This window comes from Mesorhizobium sp. P3_A9 (assembly GCF_056402975.1).
In genome coordinates this window covers 45933-65484 of record NZ_JBFUGJ010000002.1, presented here as the reverse complement: position 1 = coordinate 65484, position 19552 = coordinate 45933, and the positions used below count along the sequence as shown (strand labels likewise).

Annotated in this window: 15 protein-coding genes and 1 pseudogene; 7 read left to right on the top strand and 9 right to left on the bottom strand. The window is 62.3% G+C overall.

Translation table 11 applies throughout. The features are described from left to right. Position 1: 1 nt before the first annotated feature. The 4 genes from AC1DX0_RS01135 to AC1DX0_RS01120 all read left to right on the top strand — a co-directional run bounded on the left by AC1DX0_RS01135 (position 2) and on the right by AC1DX0_RS01120 (position 4690). On the top strand, positions 2–772 hold the full coding sequence (locus tag AC1DX0_RS01135; RefSeq protein WP_477219105.1) for an L-iditol 2-dehydrogenase: 771 nt from the start codon (positions 2–4) through the stop codon (positions 770–772). Between the two features lie 157 nt (positions 773–929). Then, positions 930–2408: a mannitol dehydrogenase family protein gene (locus AC1DX0_RS01130; protein ID WP_477218782.1), complete on the top strand. Its 1479-nt coding sequence runs from the start codon at positions 930–932 to the stop codon at positions 2406–2408. A gap of 15 nt (positions 2409–2423) precedes the next feature. Then, the gene (locus AC1DX0_RS01125) at positions 2424–3107 is read left to right on the top strand and encodes an HAD family hydrolase (protein ID WP_477218783.1); all 684 of its coding nucleotides are present in this window, start codon (positions 2424–2426) and stop codon (positions 3105–3107) included. Then, on the top strand, positions 3104–4690 hold the full coding sequence (locus AC1DX0_RS01120) for an FGGY-family carbohydrate kinase (RefSeq protein WP_477218784.1): 1587 nt from the start codon (positions 3104–3106) through the stop codon (positions 4688–4690). The genes AC1DX0_RS01125 and AC1DX0_RS01120 overlap by 4 nt, the downstream gene beginning before the upstream one ends. Positions 4691–4699: 9 nt before the next feature. Here AC1DX0_RS01120 and AC1DX0_RS01115 read toward each other — a convergent pair whose 3' ends face one another. The 6 genes from AC1DX0_RS01115 to AC1DX0_RS01090 all read right to left on the bottom strand — a co-directional run bounded on the left by AC1DX0_RS01115 (position 4700) and on the right by AC1DX0_RS01090 (position 11068). Then, positions 4700–5785 carry an ABC transporter ATP-binding protein gene (locus tag AC1DX0_RS01115; protein WP_477218785.1) on the bottom strand — a complete coding sequence of 362 codons (1086 nt, stop codon included), beginning with the start codon at positions 5783–5785 and terminating at the stop codon, positions 4700–4702. Positions 5786–5787: 2 nt separating this feature from the next. Further along, positions 5788–6834 carry an NAD(P)-dependent alcohol dehydrogenase gene (locus AC1DX0_RS01110; RefSeq protein ID WP_477218786.1) on the bottom strand — a complete coding sequence of 349 codons (1047 nt, stop codon included), beginning with the start codon at positions 6832–6834 and terminating at the stop codon, positions 5788–5790. 15 nt (positions 6835–6849) lie between these two features. Next, positions 6850–7662, bottom strand: coding sequence for a carbohydrate ABC transporter permease (locus AC1DX0_RS01105; RefSeq protein WP_172221141.1), 813 nt, complete (start codon positions 7660–7662; stop codon positions 6850–6852). Continuing rightward, the gene (locus AC1DX0_RS01100) at positions 7659–8525 is read right to left on the bottom strand and encodes a carbohydrate ABC transporter permease (RefSeq protein WP_477218787.1); all 867 of its coding nucleotides are present in this window, start codon (positions 8523–8525) and stop codon (positions 7659–7661) included. Before AC1DX0_RS01100 ends, AC1DX0_RS01105 begins: the two co-directional genes overlap by 4 nt. 112 nt (positions 8526–8637) lie before the next feature. Next, positions 8638–9909 carry an ABC transporter substrate-binding protein gene (locus AC1DX0_RS01095; RefSeq protein WP_477218788.1) on the bottom strand — a complete coding sequence of 424 codons (1272 nt, stop codon included), beginning with the start codon at positions 9907–9909 and terminating at the stop codon, positions 8638–8640. A gap of 241 nt (positions 9910–10150) precedes the next feature. Next, entirely contained in the window at positions 10151–11068 is a 918-nt protein-coding gene (locus AC1DX0_RS01090; protein WP_477218789.1) for an AraC family transcriptional regulator, read from the bottom strand. A gap of 308 nt (positions 11069–11376) precedes the next feature. Here AC1DX0_RS01090 and AC1DX0_RS01085 point away from each other — a divergent pair, with 308 nt between their 5' ends. From AC1DX0_RS01085 to AC1DX0_RS01075, 3 genes are all read left to right on the top strand, one after another. Next, a complete protein-coding gene (locus AC1DX0_RS01085; RefSeq protein ID WP_477218790.1) occupies positions 11377–12780 on the top strand; it encodes an MATE family efflux transporter in 1404 nt (467 codons plus the stop codon). A 545-nt stretch (positions 12781–13325) separates the two neighbouring features. Continuing rightward, positions 13326–16700, top strand: a complete 3375-nt coding sequence (locus AC1DX0_RS01080) for an HsdM family class I SAM-dependent methyltransferase (RefSeq protein WP_477218791.1) — start codon at positions 13326–13328, stop codon at positions 16698–16700. 6 nt (positions 16701–16706) lie between these two features. Further along, positions 16707–17435, top strand: a complete 729-nt coding sequence (locus AC1DX0_RS01075) for a hypothetical protein (RefSeq protein WP_477218792.1) — start codon at positions 16707–16709, stop codon at positions 17433–17435. Between the two features lie 181 nt (positions 17436–17616). On the opposite strand, the pseudogene AC1DX0_RS01070 reads toward AC1DX0_RS01075, so the two are convergent. The 3 genes and pseudogenes from AC1DX0_RS01070 to AC1DX0_RS01060 all read right to left on the bottom strand — a co-directional run. Then, positions 17617–17859 (bottom strand): annotated as a pseudogene (locus AC1DX0_RS01070) (amino acid ABC transporter permease); the annotation flags it as partial. Positions 17860–17907: 48 nt separating this feature from the next. Continuing rightward, a complete protein-coding gene (locus AC1DX0_RS01065) occupies positions 17908–18771 on the bottom strand; it encodes a dienelactone hydrolase family protein (RefSeq protein WP_477218793.1) in 864 nt (287 codons plus the stop codon). Positions 18772–18933: 162 nt separating this feature from the next. Then, a complete protein-coding gene (locus tag AC1DX0_RS01060; RefSeq protein ID WP_477218794.1) occupies positions 18934–19536 on the bottom strand; it encodes a sulfotransferase family protein in 603 nt (200 codons plus the stop codon). Between the last annotated feature and the right edge of the window lie 16 nt (positions 19537–19552).

Genomic DNA, 19552 nt, shown 5'->3' with positions numbered 1-19552 from the left:
CATGCGCCTGGCCGGCAAATCGGCGCTGATCACGGGTTCGGCCCGTGGCATTGGCAAAGCGTTCGCCGAGGCCTATGCGCGCGAAGGTGCTGTCGTGGCAATTGCCGACATCAACCCGGAAGCCGCCGAGAAGACAGCCGGCGAGATCGGCGGCAAAGCCTATGCGGTGAAACTCGATGTCACCGACCAGGCATCGATCGATGCCGCGGTGAAGACGGTGGAAAGCAAGGCCGGCGGGCTCGATATCTTGATCAACAACGCCGCTTTGTTCGACCTGGCGCCGATCATCGAGATATCGCGGGCGAGCTACGAGAAACTGTTCTCCGTCAATGTCGCCGGCACGCTGTTCATGCTGCAGGCGGCCGCCCGCTCGATGATCGCGCGGGGCAAGGGCGGCAAGATCATCAACATGGCAAGCCAGGCCGGGCGGCGCGGCGAGGCGCTGGTCGGTGTCTATTGCGCCACCAAGGCAGCCGTCATCTCGCTGACCCAGTCAGCGGGGCTCGACTTGATCAAGCACCGCATCAACGTCAACGGCATCGCGCCCGGGGTCGTGGACAGCGACATGTGGGACCAGGTCGACGCCCTGTTCGCCAAATACGAGAACCGGCCGAAGGGCGAGAAGAAGAGGCTCGTCGGCGAAGGGGTGCCTTACGGCCGCATGGGCAAGCCCGAGGACCTCGCCGGCATGGCCGTGTTCCTGGCCAGCGATGAAGCCGAATACATCGTCGCCCAGACCTACAATGTCGATGGCGGCCAGTGGATGAGTTGAGGGGGGCCGGCCTCTGCTTCTCGTTCCTCCGCGAGAAGCAGAGGCCAACATCAGAGGCCGCATCGGCCTCGCAAGGCATGTGCCGCCCTTGCCCTCTCCCGATGGGACGGGGAGAGGCGGAGTAACGAGGCCGAAGCCCGGCCAAAGGGTAAAACAGATGACCGTGAAACTCTCTTCCGCCACTCTCGCCAACCTCCCCGCCAAGGTCGCCGGTCCGAAATATGACCGTGCCAAGCTGAGGGCCGGCATCGTGCATTTCGGCGTCGGCAATTTCCATCGCTCGCACCAGGCCGTCTATCTCGACGATCTGTTCAATGCAGGCATCGGCCATGACTGGGCGCTGGTCGGCGCCGGTGTGTTCGACGGCGAGAAGATCGGCCGCGGCAAGCTGGAAGAGCAGGACTGGTTGACCACGGTGGTCGAGCAGGATGACGGCCATATGAGCGCCCGTGTCACCGGCGCCATGATCGACTTCCTGATGCCGGGGGATGCGGCCGGCATCATCGAAAGGCTTGCCGACCCGGCGATCAAGATCGTCTCATTGACCATCACCGAAGGCGGCTATTTCATCGACCCGGCGTCGGGCGTCTTCAACCCCGCCCATCCCGACATCGTCGCCGACGCGCAGCCGGGCGCCACGCCGAAAACGGTGTTCGGCCTCATTCTAGCCGGGCTGGTGCGCCGGCGCGACGAGGGCACCGTGCCGTTCACCGTGATGTCCTGCGACAACATCCCTCACAACGGCCATGTCACGTCGGACGGCGTCATTGGTCTGGCACGGCTGATCGACGAGGATCTGGCCAACTGGGTCAGCGAGCACGTCGCCTTCCCGAACGGCATGGTGGATCGCATCACCCCTGCCACCACGGATCGCGAACGCGGCATCCTGGCCAAGGATTTTGGCGTCGAGGACAACTGGCCGGTGTTCTGCGAGCCGTTCCGGCAGTGGGTGCTGGAAGACCATTTCACCGACGGCCGTCCGCCGCTGGAAAAGGTCGGCGTGCAGTTCGTCAAGGACGTCGCGCCGTACGAATTGATGAAGATCCGCATCCTCAATGGCGGCCACGCCACCATCGCCTACCCGGCTGGGCTGATGGACATCCATTTCGTCCATGAGGCGATGCAGGAGCCGCTGGTGCGTAGCTTTCTCGACAAGCTCGAGCATGACGAGATCATTCCGACGGTGCCGCCGGTGCCGGACACGGTGCTGGAGGAGTATTACCAGCTCATCGAGAAGCGCTTCTCCAATCCCAAGATCGGCGACACCATCCGCCGGCTCTGCCTCGACGGCTCCAACCGCCAGCCGAAATTCATCATCCCGACCATCGCCGACCGTCTGAAGGCGGGAAAGAGTGTCTCCGGGCTGGCGCTGGAATCGGCGCTGTGGTGTCGCTATTGCTTCGGTACATCAGACAGCGGTGCCGTCATCGAACCCAACGACCCGAGCTGGGACCGTTTGCAGGCGACAGCGAAGGCGGCAAAGGATGTGCCCGCCGCGTGGCTGGCGATGGAGGACATCTATGGCGATGTCGGCCGCGCCACAGCCTTCGTCGAGGCCTTCGGCCATGCGCTCAACGTGTTGTGGGCCAATGGCGCCCGCGCCACGCTGACGCGCTACATCGCCGGCAAGCTCTGAGAGCTATCAGGCATCATGACGCCTGAACTGGTCATCTTCGACTGCGATGGCGTGCTGGTCGACAGCGAAGCGCTTTCCGTCTCGGCGCTGCTCGGCATGATCGAACTTGCCGGCGGCAGCGTCGACGAAGACGCCGCCTACGAGCATTTCCTCGGCAAGAGCATGAAAAGCGTGCGCGAGATTCTCCGCCGCAACTTCGGCCTGGAGATCAGCGATCAGCATCTGACCGCCATGCGTGTCGACCTGATGCGCAAATTCCGTGAGGAGTTGAAGCCGATCCCCGGCGTCAAGGAGATGTTGCCCAAGCTCGGCCTGCCGTTCTGCGTCGCCTCCTCCGGCACGCTGGAGCGCATCCGCTATGCGCTCGACGTCACCGGCCTGCTCGGGCTGATGGAGCCGCATCTGTTCAGCGCCGCCATGGTGGCCAAGGGAAAGCCGGCGCCGGATCTTTTCCTCCACGCCGCTGCCAGCATGAAGGCCCATCCGCGCGAATGCGTCGTCATCGAGGACAGTCCGGCCGGCGTCGCGGCGGCGCGCGCGGCAGGTATGCGCGTCCTTGCCTTCACCGGCGGCGCCCATGCCGGCAACCCCGCACTAAAAGCGCGGCTTGCGTCGAGTGAACCGGACTTTATATTCGCTGACATGCTGCAATTGCCCGATCTGATTGCAGGCCTGGGAGCGAGAGTTAGAGCATCTTGACGAAACAATTTGTTTGCGCGGTCGATGTCGGCACCGGGAGCGCTCGTGCGGGCATTCTCGACGCCAGTGGTAGCTTGCTCGGCCGTGCCGATCGGCCGATCGCCATGAACCAGCCAAAGCCTGATCACGCCGAGCATGATTCGCGCGATATCTGGTCGGCGGTCTGCGTTGCAGTACGTGCCGCCCGCGAAAAAGCCGGCGTTGCGGCGCAAGATATTGTCGGCATCTCGTTTGATGCCACCTGCTCGCTGGTCGTGCGCGACCGGCACGGCGAACAGCTCAGCGTTTCGACCACCGGCGACAAGCGCTGGGACACCATAGTCTGGCTCGACCACCGCGCCATTGCCGAAGCCGACGAATGCACGGCGAGCAGCCACGAAGTGCTCAACTATATCGGCGGCGTCATGTCGCCGGAGATGGCGACGCCGAAGCTGATGTGGCTGAAGCGCAATTTGCGAAAGAGCTGGAATGAAGCCGGCTACCTATTTGACCTCGCCGATTTCCTGACCTGGCAGGCGACCGGCTCGCTGGCTCGCTCGCAATGCACGCTGACAGCGAAGTGGACCTATCTGGCGCATGAGGAAAACGCATGGCAGCGCGATTTCTTCGAAATCGTTGGCCTCGACGATCTCTTTGAACACGGCAATTTGCCGGAGCGGGCCAGTCCGGTCGGCGCCGACATTGGTCCGCTGACGGCGCAAGCGGCGGCGGAGCTCGGCTTGACGGAAAACTGCCGGGTCGGCGCCGGCGTCATCGATGCCTATGCCGGCGCGCTTGGCGTGCTCGGCGGCTTTGCCGGTGACGATCAGGATATCGGCCGGCATCTGGCGCTGATCGCCGGAACATCGAGCTGCGTCATGGCGATGTCGCCCGACCCGCAACCTTTCGCCGGCGTATGGGGTCCCTATTACGGCGCAGCCCTTCCGAAGCTGTGGCTGTCGGAAGGCGGCCAGTCGGCCACCGGCGCCTTGCTCGACCACATCATCCGCTGGCACGGCGCCGGCGGCGAGCCGGACGCCGCCATGCATGCCAAGATCGCCGGGCGTGTCGCCGAACTGCGCGCCACCGAGGGCGAGAACCTCGCCGCACGCCTGCATGTGCTGCCTGACTTTCACGGCAACCGGTCGCCGCTCGCCGATCCGCACGCCGTCGGCGTCGTCAGCGGGCTGACGCTGGATTCCTCCTTCGACAGCCTGTGCAAACTTTACTGGCGCACCGCCGTCGGAATCGCGCTCGGCGTGCGCCATGTGCTGGAGGCGCTGAACGAGAACGGTTACCTGATCGACACGCTGCACGTCACCGGCGGCCACACCAAGAACCCGCTGCTGATGGAGCTCTATGCCGACGCCACCGGCTGCACGGTGGTCGAGCCACTGGCCGACGAGGCGGTGCTGCTCGGCACCGGTATGGTTGCCGCGACCGCCGCCGGGCTGTTCCCCGACCTCAACGCCGCCTGCCTTGCCATGCAGCAGGGCGGCAAGAGGCGCGCCGCCAACCCGGCTGCCGGCGCCCGCTTCGATCGCGACTACCGGATTTTCCTGGAGATGCACCGCCAGCGACAGGCACTCGACGCGATTCGGTAGTTTTTTGCGCTATTGCTTGCGCAGCGACGCGCCTGACGTCGCGTCGAACAAATGGATGCTTTCTTCCTCGAAGGTGTAGCGGACAGGGGCATTCAGCAGCGGGCATTCGCGTGCCGGAACCAGCGCGCTGACCTCCTTGCCGCCGGAGCCGAATGTCACCAGCGCATCATTGCCGTGGAATTCAATGAGATCGGCCGTGCCTTGCAAGATGCCGGCGACCCCGGCGCCGGCCGTCTTCAGGTCCGGCGGCCGGATCCCCAGCACGGCGCGATGGCCTGCCTCGAGATGAAAGCCTGAGCCGTCTATCGACAGCACCGTTCCCGCGCCGGTCAGTGTCCAGCCGTTGCCGGCCCGGCTGACCGTGACCTCGACGAAATTCATGTTCGGCGTGCCGATGAAGCCGGCCACGAACATGTTGCCGGGCCGGCGGTAGATTTCCGCCGGCGAGCCGATCTGCTCGATGACGCCTTCCTTGAGCAGCACGATGCGGTCGGCGAGCGTCATTGCTTCCAGCTGGTCATGGGTGACGTAGACGGTGGTGGTCTTCAGCGACTGGTGCAGGCGCGCGATCTCGACGCGCATATGGTTGCGCAATTTGGCGTCGAGATTGGACAACGGCTCATCGAACAGGAACACTTTGGGCGTCTTGATCATGGCCCGTGCGATCGCTACGCGCTGCTGCTGGCCGCCGGAGAGTTCGGCGGGCTTGCGGCCGAGATAGGGCTCCAGCCCGAGCGTCCCCGACACCGCTTCGACCCGCTTCCGGATCTCGGCCGCCGGCACCTTCTGGCGCCGCAACCCGAAGGCGATGTTGTCGAAGATCGTCATGTGCGGATAGAGCGCGTAGTTCTGGAACACCATGGCGATGCCGCGGTCGCCCGGATCGAGGTCGTTGACCACCTTGCCGCCAATCGAGACCTCGCCGCCGCTGATATCCTCCAGCCCCGCCAGCATGCGCAGCAAGGTCGACTTGCCGCAGCCGGACGGGCCGAGGAAGACGACGAATTCGTGCTCCTCGATGGTGAGGTTGAGATCGCGGATGACTGATGTGGCGCCATAGGCCTTGTCGACATGGGAGCAAACAATCGCGGACATGGTCAGCCCTTCTCGCCAGTGAGCAGGATCTGCAGCTTGACGTCTTCCGGCTTGCCTTGGGCAGCCCGCTCGAATGCCTTGATGCTGTCGGCGAAATCATAGGTGCCGGTGATCAGCGGTTTGAGGTCGACCTTGGCGGAGGCGATCAGCTGCAAGGCGCGGTCGAAGATGTTGGCGTAGCGGAACACCGTCTCGATGCGCACCTCCTTCGAGATCGCCGCCGGCACGTTGAGGACCACCGGCTCCACCGGCAGCCCGACCAGCACCACCGCGCCACCCGGCCGTACGACATCGAACAGGTTGGCGAAGGCCTTCGGGCTGCCGCTGGCCTCGAAGACGATGTCGGCACCCCAATTGTCGGTCGCGGCCGCGACGGCATCGACCAGCGACTGCTCGCCGATATTGACCGGCACGATGCCGGCATATTGCGCGGCGATCTTCAGCTTGGGCGCGGAAAAATCGGAAATCAGGACTTTCGAACAGCCGCCGGCAAGCGCGGCGAGCGCGATCATGATGCCGATCGGGCCGCAGCCAACGACGACAGCGACATCGCCTGGGACGATGCGGGCACGGCTTGCCGCCTGCATGCCGATGGCGAAGGGCTCGACCATTGCGCCCTCGGCGAAGGAGACATTGTCCGGCAGTTTGTAGGTGAAGGCGGCCGGATGCACGGCGTAGGGCGCGAGCACGCCATGCACCGGCGGCGTCGCCCAGAAACTGACGTCGGGGTCGACATTGTAAATGCCGAGCTTTGTCGCGCGCGACGACAGGTTCGGCACGCCCGGCTCCATGCAGACGCGGTCGCCGACCTTGAACGTCTCGACATTGGCGCCGGTCTCGACAACCGTTCCCGCGGCTTCGTGACCGAGCACCATGGGCGCGCGCACGACATAGCTGCCGATGGCGCCATGCGTGTAATAGTGCACGTCGCTGCCGCAGACGCCGACCGTGTGGATGGCGATCTTGACGTCGTCAGGCCCGACATCGAGCGGCAACGCGATCTCGCGCAGCGACAGTTCGCCTTTTTTCTCAAGCACCAAAGCCCGCATCGGGTAATCCTCGCATCAAGTCTTTTTTTGTCGAAAAACGGAATTCAGGAAGCCGCTGAGCACGCCGAGGAACAGCAGCGGCGGCAGTGACAGCAGCACGACCGACGCGTTGAGAATGCCCCACGGCACATTCATGCCTTGCTGGGAGAGTTCGGAGGCGACGATCGGCAAGGTCTTGGCGTTGGAACTCGACAGCATCAGCGCGATCAGGAACTCGTTCCAGACCAAAACGAAACTGAAGGCGACCGCCCCTGCCAGGGAGCGGGCGGCCACGGGCAACGCGATCCGCCAGAACACCGAATAGGCGCCGTAGCCGTCGACGAAGGCTGCTTCCTCGATTTCCTTCGGCACGCTTTGGAAGGCGGGGATGGCGAGCCACATGATCACCGAGATGGTGAGCAGCGAATAGGTGATGATCAGCGCCGGCAAAGTGTCGTAGAGGCCGACCTGCAGCCAGATCACCATCAGCGGGATGGCGACCGCCACCGGCGGCAGGAAGCGCAGCGACAGCACGAAGAACTGAATGTCGCCGGCCCAGCGGTTGGGATAGCGCGCCACGGCGTAGGCTGCCGGCAGGCCGAGCACGACACCGATCAGCACGGCCGAGCCGCAAGCGACGACCGAGTTGTAGAGCCCGGTGAGCACGCTGTCGCGGCCGATGATGTAGCTGATGTTGGCCAGTGTCGGCGTGAACACCAGGCGCGGCACGCGCGTGATGATGTCGACATTGTTCTTCAGCGCATTGAGCGCGGTCCACAGCAGCGGAAACACGGCCATGAAGCCGGCAAATGCCAGCACGATCCTGCCGATCAGACGTCCCGGCCTCATGCCTGCACCCGCTTCCACAGCATGGTGAAGGTGATGACGGTGGCAATCATCATCAGCACTGCCATCGCCGAGGCGTAGGAGACCTTGCCGGATTCGATGAAGCCTTGCGAGAAGGCGTACATGTCGAGCGTTTCGGTGGCCACGCCGGGGCCGCCACGGGTCATCACATAGATCAGGTCGAAGGAGCGCAACGACTCGATCATTTTGACGAACATCAGGCTGATCAGCGGCGCTTTCAGCATCGGCAAGGTCACATAAGCGTGGATCTGCCAGCGTTTGGCGTGGTCGAGCCGTGCCGCCTCGATCGGCTGCGGCGGCAGGGTTTCGAGCAGCTTCAGCACGATGACGGCGAAGAACAGGCCCCACTGCCAGACATCGACCGACGCGACGGCGAACAAGGCCGTCGCCGGCTTCGACAGCGGATCGAAGATCAACCCGCCGGTGATCAGCCTGTAGGGATAGGTGGCGATGCCGTAGAGCGGATGGTAGGCAAACTTCCAGACGAAGGCCGCCGAAACGCGCGGCAAAAGCACCGGGATGATGAACAGCAGGCAGTAGACGTTGCGCAGGCGCGGGCTGGCGACCTCGAACATCAGCACGCCGAGCCCGATGGCTACGACCATCGTCGCGATGACCGTGACGAACTCCCACTTCACCGACACCCAGACGGCATTGAGAAAACGGCGGTCGAAGAACAGGTCATAAAAGTTCGAGAACCAGACATAGGAATAGGTTGTCGAGGAGAGCTCGCGGTTCTGCAAGGCGATGACGATCGCGTAGAGCGTCGGCACCATCGACAGGACCAGCAGGATGGCGAGCGTCGGCACGACGAAAGTGACCGGCAAGGAAGAGCGTCGAGGCATCTGTCTATCCCTGGCTGCGTCTCGGCAGCGACGAAAAAAGGGAGACCTGCGGCGCACAGATCCCGACATTCGCTTGAATGCCGCGGATCGCGCGCCGCAGGGGGAGGATGGCTTATTTTTTCACCAGCTCGTTGGCATAGGCCTCGAGTTCGTTGAGGCCGCCCTTGACGTCGGTGCGGGTGCCGGTGACCAGTTCCTCAAGGATGATGCCCCAGCGATCGCCGAGATCGGGCCAGCGCGGATCCTGCCAGAAGTTGACCGCCGTGACCTTACCGGTCTCGGCCAGCGCCTGGCCGAGATCGGCACCATAGATGTCGGCGAATTCCTTGCTGGACAGGATGCTGGTGCGGTTCAGTTCCCCGAACTGATGGGCGTCGAGCCGGCGCTTCTCGTTTTCCTTCGATGTCGCCCAGGCGATGAACAGGCCGGCGCATTTCTTCGAGGCGTCGTCGGCATTGGCCTTTGCCGCGATAGCCAGGCCATGGCCATAGCCGCCGCCGGTGAGCGGTGACGGTGGGGGCAGGAAGCCGATCTTGCCGACCACCTGCGAGGTTTTCGGATCGACCGCCATGCCCGACAGCGGCGTCGATTCGACGAGGATCGCCACCTGGCCCGACAGGAAGGCGCCGGTCGATTCATCCCAGCTGCCGGTCTGCGTGCCGGGGGCCGAGTCCTTGAACAGCTTCAGATAGGTCTCGGTCGCCTTGACGGCCGCTTCCGAATTGAAAGCCGGCTTGTCGCCGTCGAACCATTTACCGCCATAGGCCTTGAAGAAGGGCATCCAGCGCCAGACATTGGCGCCCGAACCGCGTGCGCCACGCAGCGCGATGCCGTACATGCCCTTGTCCGGATTGGTCAGCTTCGGCACGTCGGCGATCAGCTCGTCCAACGTCTTGGGCGGCTGGATGCCGGCGGCCTCGAGCACATCCTTGCGGTAGACCATCAGGTCGCCGCCGCCGGTCAGCGGCGCGAACCAGACCTTGCCGTCATAGGTGGCGACCTTCTGGCGGCCGGGATCGAAGTCGGCATAATCATAGTCAGCCGGATAATAATCGGTCAGCGGCACGATCCATTTCGACGACGCAAACAAAGCGACATTGGCTTCGTCGACATAATAGACGTTGTAATTGCCGACGGTGGACGCATCGGCGCGCGACTTTGCCCGGCGGTCGTTCTCGTTGAGATAGTCGATCTGGAAGCTGGCGCCGGCAAGCTTCTGGAACTCGGCCTTGGAGTCCTCCAGAAGCGTCAGGCCGTCACGTGGCTGCGCCAGCACCTTGACCGGCGCAGAGCAGACCGGCGCCTGCGCCAAGGCGATGGTGGAAACGGTAGCGGAAAGCACGAAAGCTGCGCCGAGGCTGGCAGCGAGCCTAACTGGTTTCATGATCTTTTCTCCTCCAGGAATATTCGCAGGAAGCGCAAGTCCTCGGGTCATGCGATCCTCACCATCGCCCGAACGACATGCCACCCATCGCCAAAATGAGGAGTTCAATCAGGGCAAGCTAGAAGCCCCGTTGCAGCAAACCTGTACTTTTATGCATTGTGCAGCGCAAAATGCGGCGCCTCGCGGCGAAGTCCTTCACACGAGTATCGATCCCGCCTAAGCCGTTGATTTTAGGGCGCGCTTATGCGCGTAGCGTCAGCCGCTGGCGCGACAGTTTGCGATAGGAGGACGGCGTCATCTTGTGCTTGCGCAAAAAGGCGCGGTTGAAGTTCGAGATGTTCATGTAGCCGACCTGGAAACAGATGTCGGTGATCGCAACATCGGTGTCGGCAAGCAGCTTGCAGGCCTGCCAGAGCCGGAGCTTGGCGAGGTGGTCGCTGAAGGCGTTGCCGGTGTTCTTCTGGAAGAAGCGCGAGAATGTGCTCTCGGTCATTCCGGCCAATTCGGCCACATCGGGCAGCTTCAGATCCTCGGCGAAATGCTGGAACAGATAGGTCAGCGTGCGCTGGATGATGTCGAGCGAAGCGGCGTCGAGAACCGGCGAGAAATCCGGCGAGGACAAGAGCTCATATTCGTCGGTCCTCGCCAGGAGGTCGACCAGTTCGAGGAACAGGCAGAGGCGGGCGAGCCCATGCACCGTTCCCATGCGCTCCATCAGTTCGGCGCCTTCCAGAGCGGTGCGGCCGTGAAAGACGATGCCGCGCAGTGACCGTTCGAGGAACGGCTCGAGTTCGCGCAGTTCCGGCAACAGGCCTGCCGAGCCGCGCAGCCGCTGCGCATCGAATTGCAGGACGATGTCGCGGCCTTCGATCAGCTCGCCCGGCTGCACCGCCGTCACCCAGTCATGCGGCAGGCCGCCACCGACAATAGAGAGATAGCCCGGGCCGAACTCACCGATGTGATCGCCGACCAGGACCACGCCGGACGATTTTTTTAGCAAATGGATTTCGAATTCCGGATGGAAGTTCCAGACATTGCGTTCCCAGGGATAGTCGTCGAGCCGCCACAGAAAACTGTCGCTCGCCTCGGTGACGATATGTTCGAAGGCCGGCGCCGTGCGCAGCGTGGCAACCGGGTTCCTCCTGCGCTTGAACTGCATGCTGCCTCCTGGAAAATCCGGGATCCGTGACGATACCCTCGCTCCTCCACTCAATCCGTAGCAGCCCATGGCGCGCATGTGAAATGGACGTTGGTTCCCGGCAATGGCGAGCCATTCGGCGCTGGATGCGGCAGTCGCCGGCTCTGCTGGCGTCAGGCTGGCTCAATCGGTGCCCGCTCCTCCTCCCTTGCCTTCATGTCGCGTTTCGTCCAAAAGCTGACGCAAACGCTGCGGAACCGAAGGTTTTGCCGTTTGACATGCGGCTTCCGGCGCTTTGCCGACGTGCCGTATCTGGAAAGAGCGGAACAATGTCTGCGATCGAAGCCGGCGCTCGCGCGCCGGAAAACCTTTGGCGTCAGGAAATCAGGGCGACGCTGGCGCTGGCCTGGCCGATGGTGCTGACCAATCTCGGCCAGACCGCGATGACGGCCACAGACGTCATGATGATGGGACGTCTCGGAGCGGATACGCTGGCCAGCGGCGCGCTGGGTGCCAACCTCTATTTCATGCCGCTGATCTTCGGGCTTGGCCTGATGCTGGCAACCTCGCCGATGATCGCGACCGAGCTCGGCCGTCGTCGCTATTCGGTGCGCGACCTGCGCCGCACCGTGCGCCAGGGCTTGTGGCTGGCGATCCTGATCTCGATCCCGATCTGGCTCGTGCTTTGGCATGGCGAGGCCATTCTGCTGGCGATGGGCCAGGAGCCGGCACTGGCGCATCAGGCCGGCATCTATCTGCGCTGGCTCGAATGGGCGGTGCTGCCTTTCTACGGCTATATCGTGCTGCGCTCGTTCATTTCGGCTCTGGAACGGCCAGGCTGGGCGCTGGTCATCGTCTTCGTCGCCGTCGCTTGCAACGTCTTCTTCAACTGGGTGTTCATGTTCGGCAATCTCGGCTTTCCGGCCATGGGCATCTCCGGCTCCGGCCTTGCCACGTCGCTGTCCAGCACACTGATGTTCGTCGGCATGGCAGCGGTGGTGATGCTGGAGAAGAGGTTCCGGCGCTACCATCTCTTCGGCCGCTTCTGGCGCTCCGACTGGCCGCGCTTCAAGGGGCTGCTGCGGCTTGGCCTGCCGATCGCCGGCATCCTGGCTTTCGAGGTGACGATCTTCAATGCGGCCGCGCTGCTGATGGGCCTGATCGACGCTGATTCGCTGGCCGCACATGCGATCGCCATCCAGATCGCTTCGATCTCCTTCATGGTGCCGCTCGGCCTCAACCAGGCGGTGACGGTGCGCGTCGGGCTTGCGCATGGCGCCGGCAATCCGGAGGGCGTGTCGCGTGCCGGCTGGACCGCTTTCGTCATCGGCGTGTCGTTCATGGCGCTGATGGGGCTGGTGATGATCCTGTGGCCGCATCCGCTGATCAGTGCCTTCATCGATCTGAGCAACCCGGCCAATGCCAGGGTGATCGCGCTTGCCGTGTCGTTCCTGGCCTTTGCAGCGCTTTTCCAGGTCTTCGACGGCGCACAGGCGGTCGCCGCCGGCATGCTGCGTGGCCTGCACGACACCAAGGTGCCGATGATCTACGCCGCGATCGGCTATTGGGGCGTCGGCCTGCCGCTCGGCGTGCTGCTCGCCTTCCATTTCGGCTTCCATGGCGTCGGCATCTGGATGGGCCTGTCGACGGGGCTGGCGGTGGTAGCGGCGCTGCTGCTGGGGCGCTGGCTGCGGCGCGACCGCATCGCGCCGCCGTTGGCGTTCGGGCATTGAACGAAACGGCTGCCGCGTAGCCGTCATCTCCTGACAATGCGGCTCATCATACGGCGCCTTCTGATCGGCCTGCGAAAGCCATCCGGCAAGCGCCCGACGCGGCCATCCTAACCTCGCCTTTTGGGCCGTCTCCGCTTCCTTTGCTGTGGCTGAGCAACTCGACCCGAACAATCCGCGTCGCTCGGTCTTGCGCTGTTTACCAGCCGCAAAGTTTCCGAACAGCATAGGCGCGGCTCAGGAAACGGGATTCCCTTCGTCACCATAGTGGTGCATAGTGCAGCATATCGGGTTGATCAGCATATCTTCCAAAGTGAGGTTTCCGTCAGCTTAGATGCGAAGACCACGGCCATTGGGATCTCGCACGGTGCCCGAGGCTCTCGTGGAGTAAGCCCTCGTTCGCCTCTTGGATGCGATGAAACGAAACAACTCCCGCTGGTCCTGCGGACCGGACATGATGCAGATCGCTGAGCACACCGCCCATCTTTCTGGATGGCGGCCCCATCTGAGGGAACAGCGAGCCATGCAGTTCGCGACGGGAGCACACCGTGAATAACCAAGGCCGTACGCTCCTTGATCAGATATACAGCAGCTTTTCGGATCGGTCGGACGACCTCCTTGATGCGGTGTCAGAACCCAATGCGCTTCGCGAACACGACAGTTCCGTTGAGCGCTGGACTGACCTCGGCGATTGGCTGAGCCTCGCTGAAAGACTCGGTGCCGAAAAGGTGCTCTTTGTTCGCGGCGATCCTGTTGCGGTGTTCACTGATGCCCGCAGGGCGCCGGATGAAGCAGCACTGGGTGAGCTTTATCGACGTGCTTGGTGCATGTCAGAGCCGCGTTGCCTGTTCGTGGCACTTCCCAACGAGCTTCGCATCTACGATCTCAATTTGCCGCCTAGGCGCGGAAGCCCCCCAAAAGATCCGTGGCGGGTGCTGTCCTCAGCTGCTGACGTGCTTAGCCTTACGCGAGAAATCGACGAATATGGTCCCGATCTGCAGGGGCTCATGGAAGTGGGCGGTTCCGCACCTGCGCGTGCTGACCGCCGGCTGATCGAGGACCTGAGGCATGTGCGCGCGCAGCTAGAGTCGACAGGCCTGTCTATGGCTGAGGCCCATGCGCTTATCGGTCGATCCATCCTCGTGCGGTACTTGGAGGATCGCGGAGTACTGACGCGGGCTTATTTCGAGCGGGTGGCTGGCAAACACGTAGCCTGGCAGCGTGTGCTTAACGATGAGGGCGCCATACCTGTGCTTGGACCACCGGGAAAGCAGCGTCTATATGACAGGGTGCTTCGTGACGCAGGCTTCACGCACGCGTTGTTCGAGAGCTTGGCTCACGATTTCAACGGTGACCTATTTGCGCTTGGAGAGGCGCGGGAGAAACGGTTTGACGATGCCGCGTTGCAGCTGTTACGGGCATTTCTTCTTGGAGAAATACAAGCCGGGCAGCAGCCTCTCTTTTTCTGGGCCTATGATTTTGAAGTAGTTCCTCTCGCACTTATCAGCAGCATCTACGAGCAATTCTATCACGACTCCCTCAGTCAAAAGCCGGGCGACGAGGCCGCTCCGGGGGAAGGTGAGAGTAGCCGAGACGTTCAGTCCGAGTCGAAGATATCCTTCGTCGAGCATATTGAGGAGGTGCTTGAAGAGGATGCGCCCGAGGAAGATGAGCTTAAGCACGGCGCCGGTACCCACTATACGCCCGCAAACCTTGTTCACGATGCGTTGCGCCGCACCCTGACGCCGGCGTGTCTGGCACTCAAACCGACGATCCTTGATCCGGCCTGCGGATCAGGCATATTTCTCGTGGAGGCCTTTCGGCGGATTGTTCGCTACGAAGCACAGGGGCGAAAACGCAATCTTTCGCCCGACGAGTTACGCCATATTCTGCAGAATCGCATCTTCGGGGTGGAGATCAATGCGGAGGCCGCACGCGTAGCCGCCTTCAGCCTGTATCTGGCGTTGCTGGACCAACAGGAGCCACCCGACATCGCCTCGGGCGGTCCCCTGCCCCATCTCCTGCACAGCGGCGTGCGCGACGAGAGCCACTATGGCATTCTTCTGGTCTCGGACGCCTTTGCCCTTACTGTTGGCGAGCAACAGCTCCTTACCGAGCGTGTAAAGGCCAACAAGGCCTATAAAGGTCGTGCGGACGACAGCCGCCTGCTCGCCAGCGGCGGAACACTCGATCTCTCTCTCGGCAGCTTCGACGTGGTGGTTGGGAACCCACCTTGGCAAGAGGCGCCATCCGAGAAATCGATTCCCCGCCTTTGGGCAGCCGCATTCAAGTTCCCCGCAGGCGAAGGGTCGTATTCCCAGCTATTCATTCATCGCTCCCTCACGATGCTACGGCAAGGCGGGACCCTTGGCCTGCTCATCGGCATGAAGATATTTTGGAACGACCGGGATACGAGCAGGGGGTTTCGCCAAAATCTCCTTGAGCGCGCGGCGCTCAGGCAGGTGGTGAACATGGCACATGTGCGGCGCGTATTTTTCGCGAAGGCCGTCGCGCCCTTCGCCTTTCTTCTGGCCGAGAACCGTTCCCCCTCCCCCGATGAGAGGGTAGTGCTCTGGAACGCGAGGCGGGCGGGGCCTGTCGCGCGATTGCGGTCCATGGCTGCCGTCCCGCTCGACCGGCGGGTCGTGGCGCAACGCGACCTGGCAGACGGGGATCATCTCTGGAAAGTCTTCTGGTGGGGCGGGCATCATGATGCGGCGCTGGTGTCCAGACTTATGCTCGAGCGGTCACTTGGGGAGGTCGTCAAGGGTACGGAGCCGAAGCCAAGCTACGGTTGGCAGCGTGGCAGCACCGCGCCGACGGGGAAGCTCGCGGTCTTGCTTGAGCTTAATAACAGAAAGGTTGAGCGTTTTGGCCCTTTAGATGACAGCTGGTTTCTCCCGCCGCCGACTGGGATCAAACGGGATCCCGATCAGCGAATCTATGACGGGCAGCGTCTAGTAATCACCCACGGAGTCAGAGAACCGATCGGCCCTGTAGCCAGGCTCGAAAGCCAGGAATTCTCATTCCGCCACAGCTTTTATTGCATTCCACTGCCGCATCTCTCCGAAACTGAGGCGAAGCTGGCGCTGGGTGTGTTGTGGTCCTCGCTCGGACGGTATCTTCTGTTCATGACTGCAGGAAGCTGGGGCGGATGGCACGACAAGGTGACGGCACGCGACCTGCTGCGCGTTCCTGTTCGGCTCAGGCCCTCCTGGGGCATGTCCAGATCGGAACATAACGATGCGGCAAAACGCGTCGTGCGGGCGGTAGATCAGTTGCGCGAACTTCCACCGCAATCCCGTTCGACATCTGGCCTATTCGTCATTCTTCCGCAAAAAGTACCTGAAGAGCCGTGGCTCTGCCAGCTTGATAACGCCATTTTTGACCTGTTTGAGCTTTCCCAGGCAGAGCGGGACTTAGTTGAAGACTTCTGGGCCGAGAGTCACGACCTGTATTGGAAAGGGGCAGAAGCGAAATCGACAAACCGTCTGTCATTCCCCAAGGTCGCACATGGAACCGGCGCCGATCTTCCGAAGGCCCCTTTACGCGGCGGACTGCAGCCTTATCTCCGAGCGTTTTTGGATGCGTGGAACGCCCAATTGCCAAAGGGTTCCGAACTGCATTGGCAGGCGATTGCCTCGCCAAGTCGCGACGCAATCGCGGTCGTATTTTCCCTGGCCGCTCCCCGGCACGAAAAGGAGCAGGACGCCGACTTTTGGCGATCTGTCGTCACTCGTTGCGCAGACGCTCTCGACCAACCGCTTTCGCCGGCTTTCTACACGAAGCGTGCCATTAGGACGGTGTCGGCAGACAGTTTCATTATCGTCAGACAAAATGCACGACGACTATGGACCGCCAGCACTGCGCGTGAGGACGCAGAAGCGTTATTCTTTCAGCTGGCTTCGCGTACCAATGGGTGACCGCGAATGACCGGGTTGGCCGCTATTGCGATCAATTTATGGCCGTCGTTCGTCGAGAAAGTCGAGGACGTCGTTCGTGCGGGGCTTGAGAGTCTCGCCGCGGCGGCGGACGACAGCGGCTTCGGTAACTCATGCGAAAACGATCTCAACCGCGATCTATTTTTCCGAATGCATCGCATTGCCGCTGAACGGCAGAAGGCGCTCTTCAATATCCTTCCGCGCCCGACGCTGAGCCGCGAACATACATGGACACTCGCGCCAGCGGCTGAGGCCAATAATCAGCCGAGCCCAGACGACCCGGAAAGAACGCCGCGTGAAAATAAACGCCCAGACTTTCAGTGGAGCTTTCAGGACGATCAGGCAGAGGATCTTGCTCGTGCGACACGCGCATATGTCGTCGAGTGCAAACGCCTAGGTCAAGCGATCGGAACATGGGCATTGAACGCGAACTATGTCGCCCACGGCGTCAACCGATTTGTCGATCAATCTCACCTCTATGGGAAGGACGACATCGGAGGCGCCATGATCGGTTATGTTCAGTCGATGGATGTCGAGCCGATCTGGAGTGAAGTCACGCAGGAACTCGCTCAGGCAGGCCTCACGGCGCTCCCTAAACCGGGTCTATTTTCCGAATCCTCGGTATTGCATTTTGCCTCGCATGATCTGACCCGGCTAGACGCGATGTCACCCTTTGAACTCCATCATTTTTGGGTCGATCTCCGGTCATCATCTTGAGGTGCACCTGCTGCCGGATTTGTCACCGCGCGAGGCGCAAAGCCGCTGTTGGGTGAGCTTCAGAAAGTTCGCCTACAGGGTCAGGGCCTGCCATTCGCCAATTCCGGCTCTGACCCCAAAGGGCCCATTCGAGCGCTGCCGCAGAGACAGCTTCATCGTTTGTAATTGCCGTCGACGCCCGTCAAGAAATCATACTCGCGGCCCAGCGCACCGGCGCCCGCTTCTCGATCGAACGCGCGTATCGCATCAGCGGGAAGCACATGACGAAGAAGGTCAGCGCCGCCAGTCTGTAGACCTTGAACGGTTCGAAGGTCGCGTTGTTGACGGCGTTGGAGGTCCGCAGCAGTTCCTCGAAGCCGATGATTGAGGTCAGCGCCATCGATTTGATCAGCTGCACCAGCAAGCCGACGGTCGGCGCGCGTGATCGAAAGCGGCATCTGCCCGGCGACAGTCAGGTTAATCTGATGTCCCCCTACTGTTTCAGCACGGCGAGGAAATCGGGCACGTCCTTGAGCGCCGCCGCATGGGCTGCCGGGTTCAGTCCGGCATGCGCAACGCCGTTGCCATTGGCCGTGTAGGCCAACCCATGCAGTTCGTGCAGTTTCTGCGCCTCATTGTCGAAATCATGATAGGCGCCGGGATAGAGGATGAGCTTCACGCTGTCGGCGTTGGCGTCCGCCAGCTTCTTGCACGGCGCGGCCGGAGTCCAGTCGTCCGCCTCGCCCATTACAATGAGAAGCGGCACACGGGTCGCCCAATCGCCTTTTTCGACCGAAGCCGTGCAGCCGGGGTAAAAAGCGACCGCAGCGCGGAAGTCAAGCGAGCCAGCCTTTGGCCGGTCCTTCGGCCGGACCGTGTAAAGGACGGTCGAGCCGCCATTCGACCAGCCGAGCAAGGCGATGGCGGCTGACTTCACATAGGACAGCGTCTGCAGATAGCGGCGGGCGGCGTTGGCATCCTCCACCCGCTCGCGATACGGCTCCACCTCGCGGTCGCCGTTCTTGCATTGCGGGCCCAGTCCCCGGGAACCATAGCTGTCCGGAAAGATCACGACATAGCCGAGAGCGGCCAGGCGCTGGCCCCAATCGGCATGGCGCGGACTGAGCTCCGCGTCGTTCTTGCTGCTCCACAGGCCGCTGCAGCCATGCATGGCGACGATTGCCGGAAACGGCCCTTGCCCTTGCGGCTTGAACAGCATTGCGTCCAGTGTCGCCGGCTCGTTCTTGCCGTCGGCCGGAATGCTGACGCGATCGGGTTCCTGGCTGGCGGCCGTAGCCGGCTGTGCCATCCAAAAGGCAAACAGGCCCGCGAGAGCGACAAGATGTTTCGCCTGCATCGCTGAAGCGCCCTCCCCGCCGAAAGCCGTTATGCTCACAGTGAGGCGGACTTCGACTGACCGCAAATCACGGTTGCGTGGCAAAGGAAGGACGAGACCAACCAGGCCAACATCGACGTCCGCAGTTGCGAGGTGGTCATCAGCCCTTGCAGACGCGAGGAACTAATTCAGTGCGAGAGTCGACTGAAAGTCCTTGGTGTTGTTGCGATTGGGATATGGCTGGTCCGGCACCGACACACCGAGATGCAGGCAAAGCGACTCCCATCCATCTCCCAGATTGTGAACCAGCAGCCGAGCCGGCGGCACTGTCGCAATGACCGCGCCTATATTGGCTTCGTAGACGGCTATGGCATGGGCGCGATCGTGCGGCCGGCCGCCGAAGACCTGCCTGGAGATCAAGGCAAGACCCAGCGATTCCTGATCCGTGCTCTGGCTGATGCCTGCCACGATCGTTTTCTCGAAGCTTTCCCACCAGCTTTCCGGCGAACGGTATGTCAGGATGACCCGGGCGTCCGGATAGAACTCAATCAGATCACGCCAATAGTGCGCCGAGGGCCAATCGATGCAGGAGGCGTAGCCGGCAAACAGTTGATTCCAGTCTGGTGCCGCGCCCTTCGCCAGAGCCCGCCAAAGCCGCTTCTGGTCTTCATTGGCCATGACTTCGAACATATGGTGACAGGGGCCGAAACCAAGGATCGTCAGCGCCTCGCGCATCGAGTCCGTTCCTGTCCGGCCAAAGCCCGTTCCGATTACCCTTATCACCATTGTCCCCCTCCCGGGG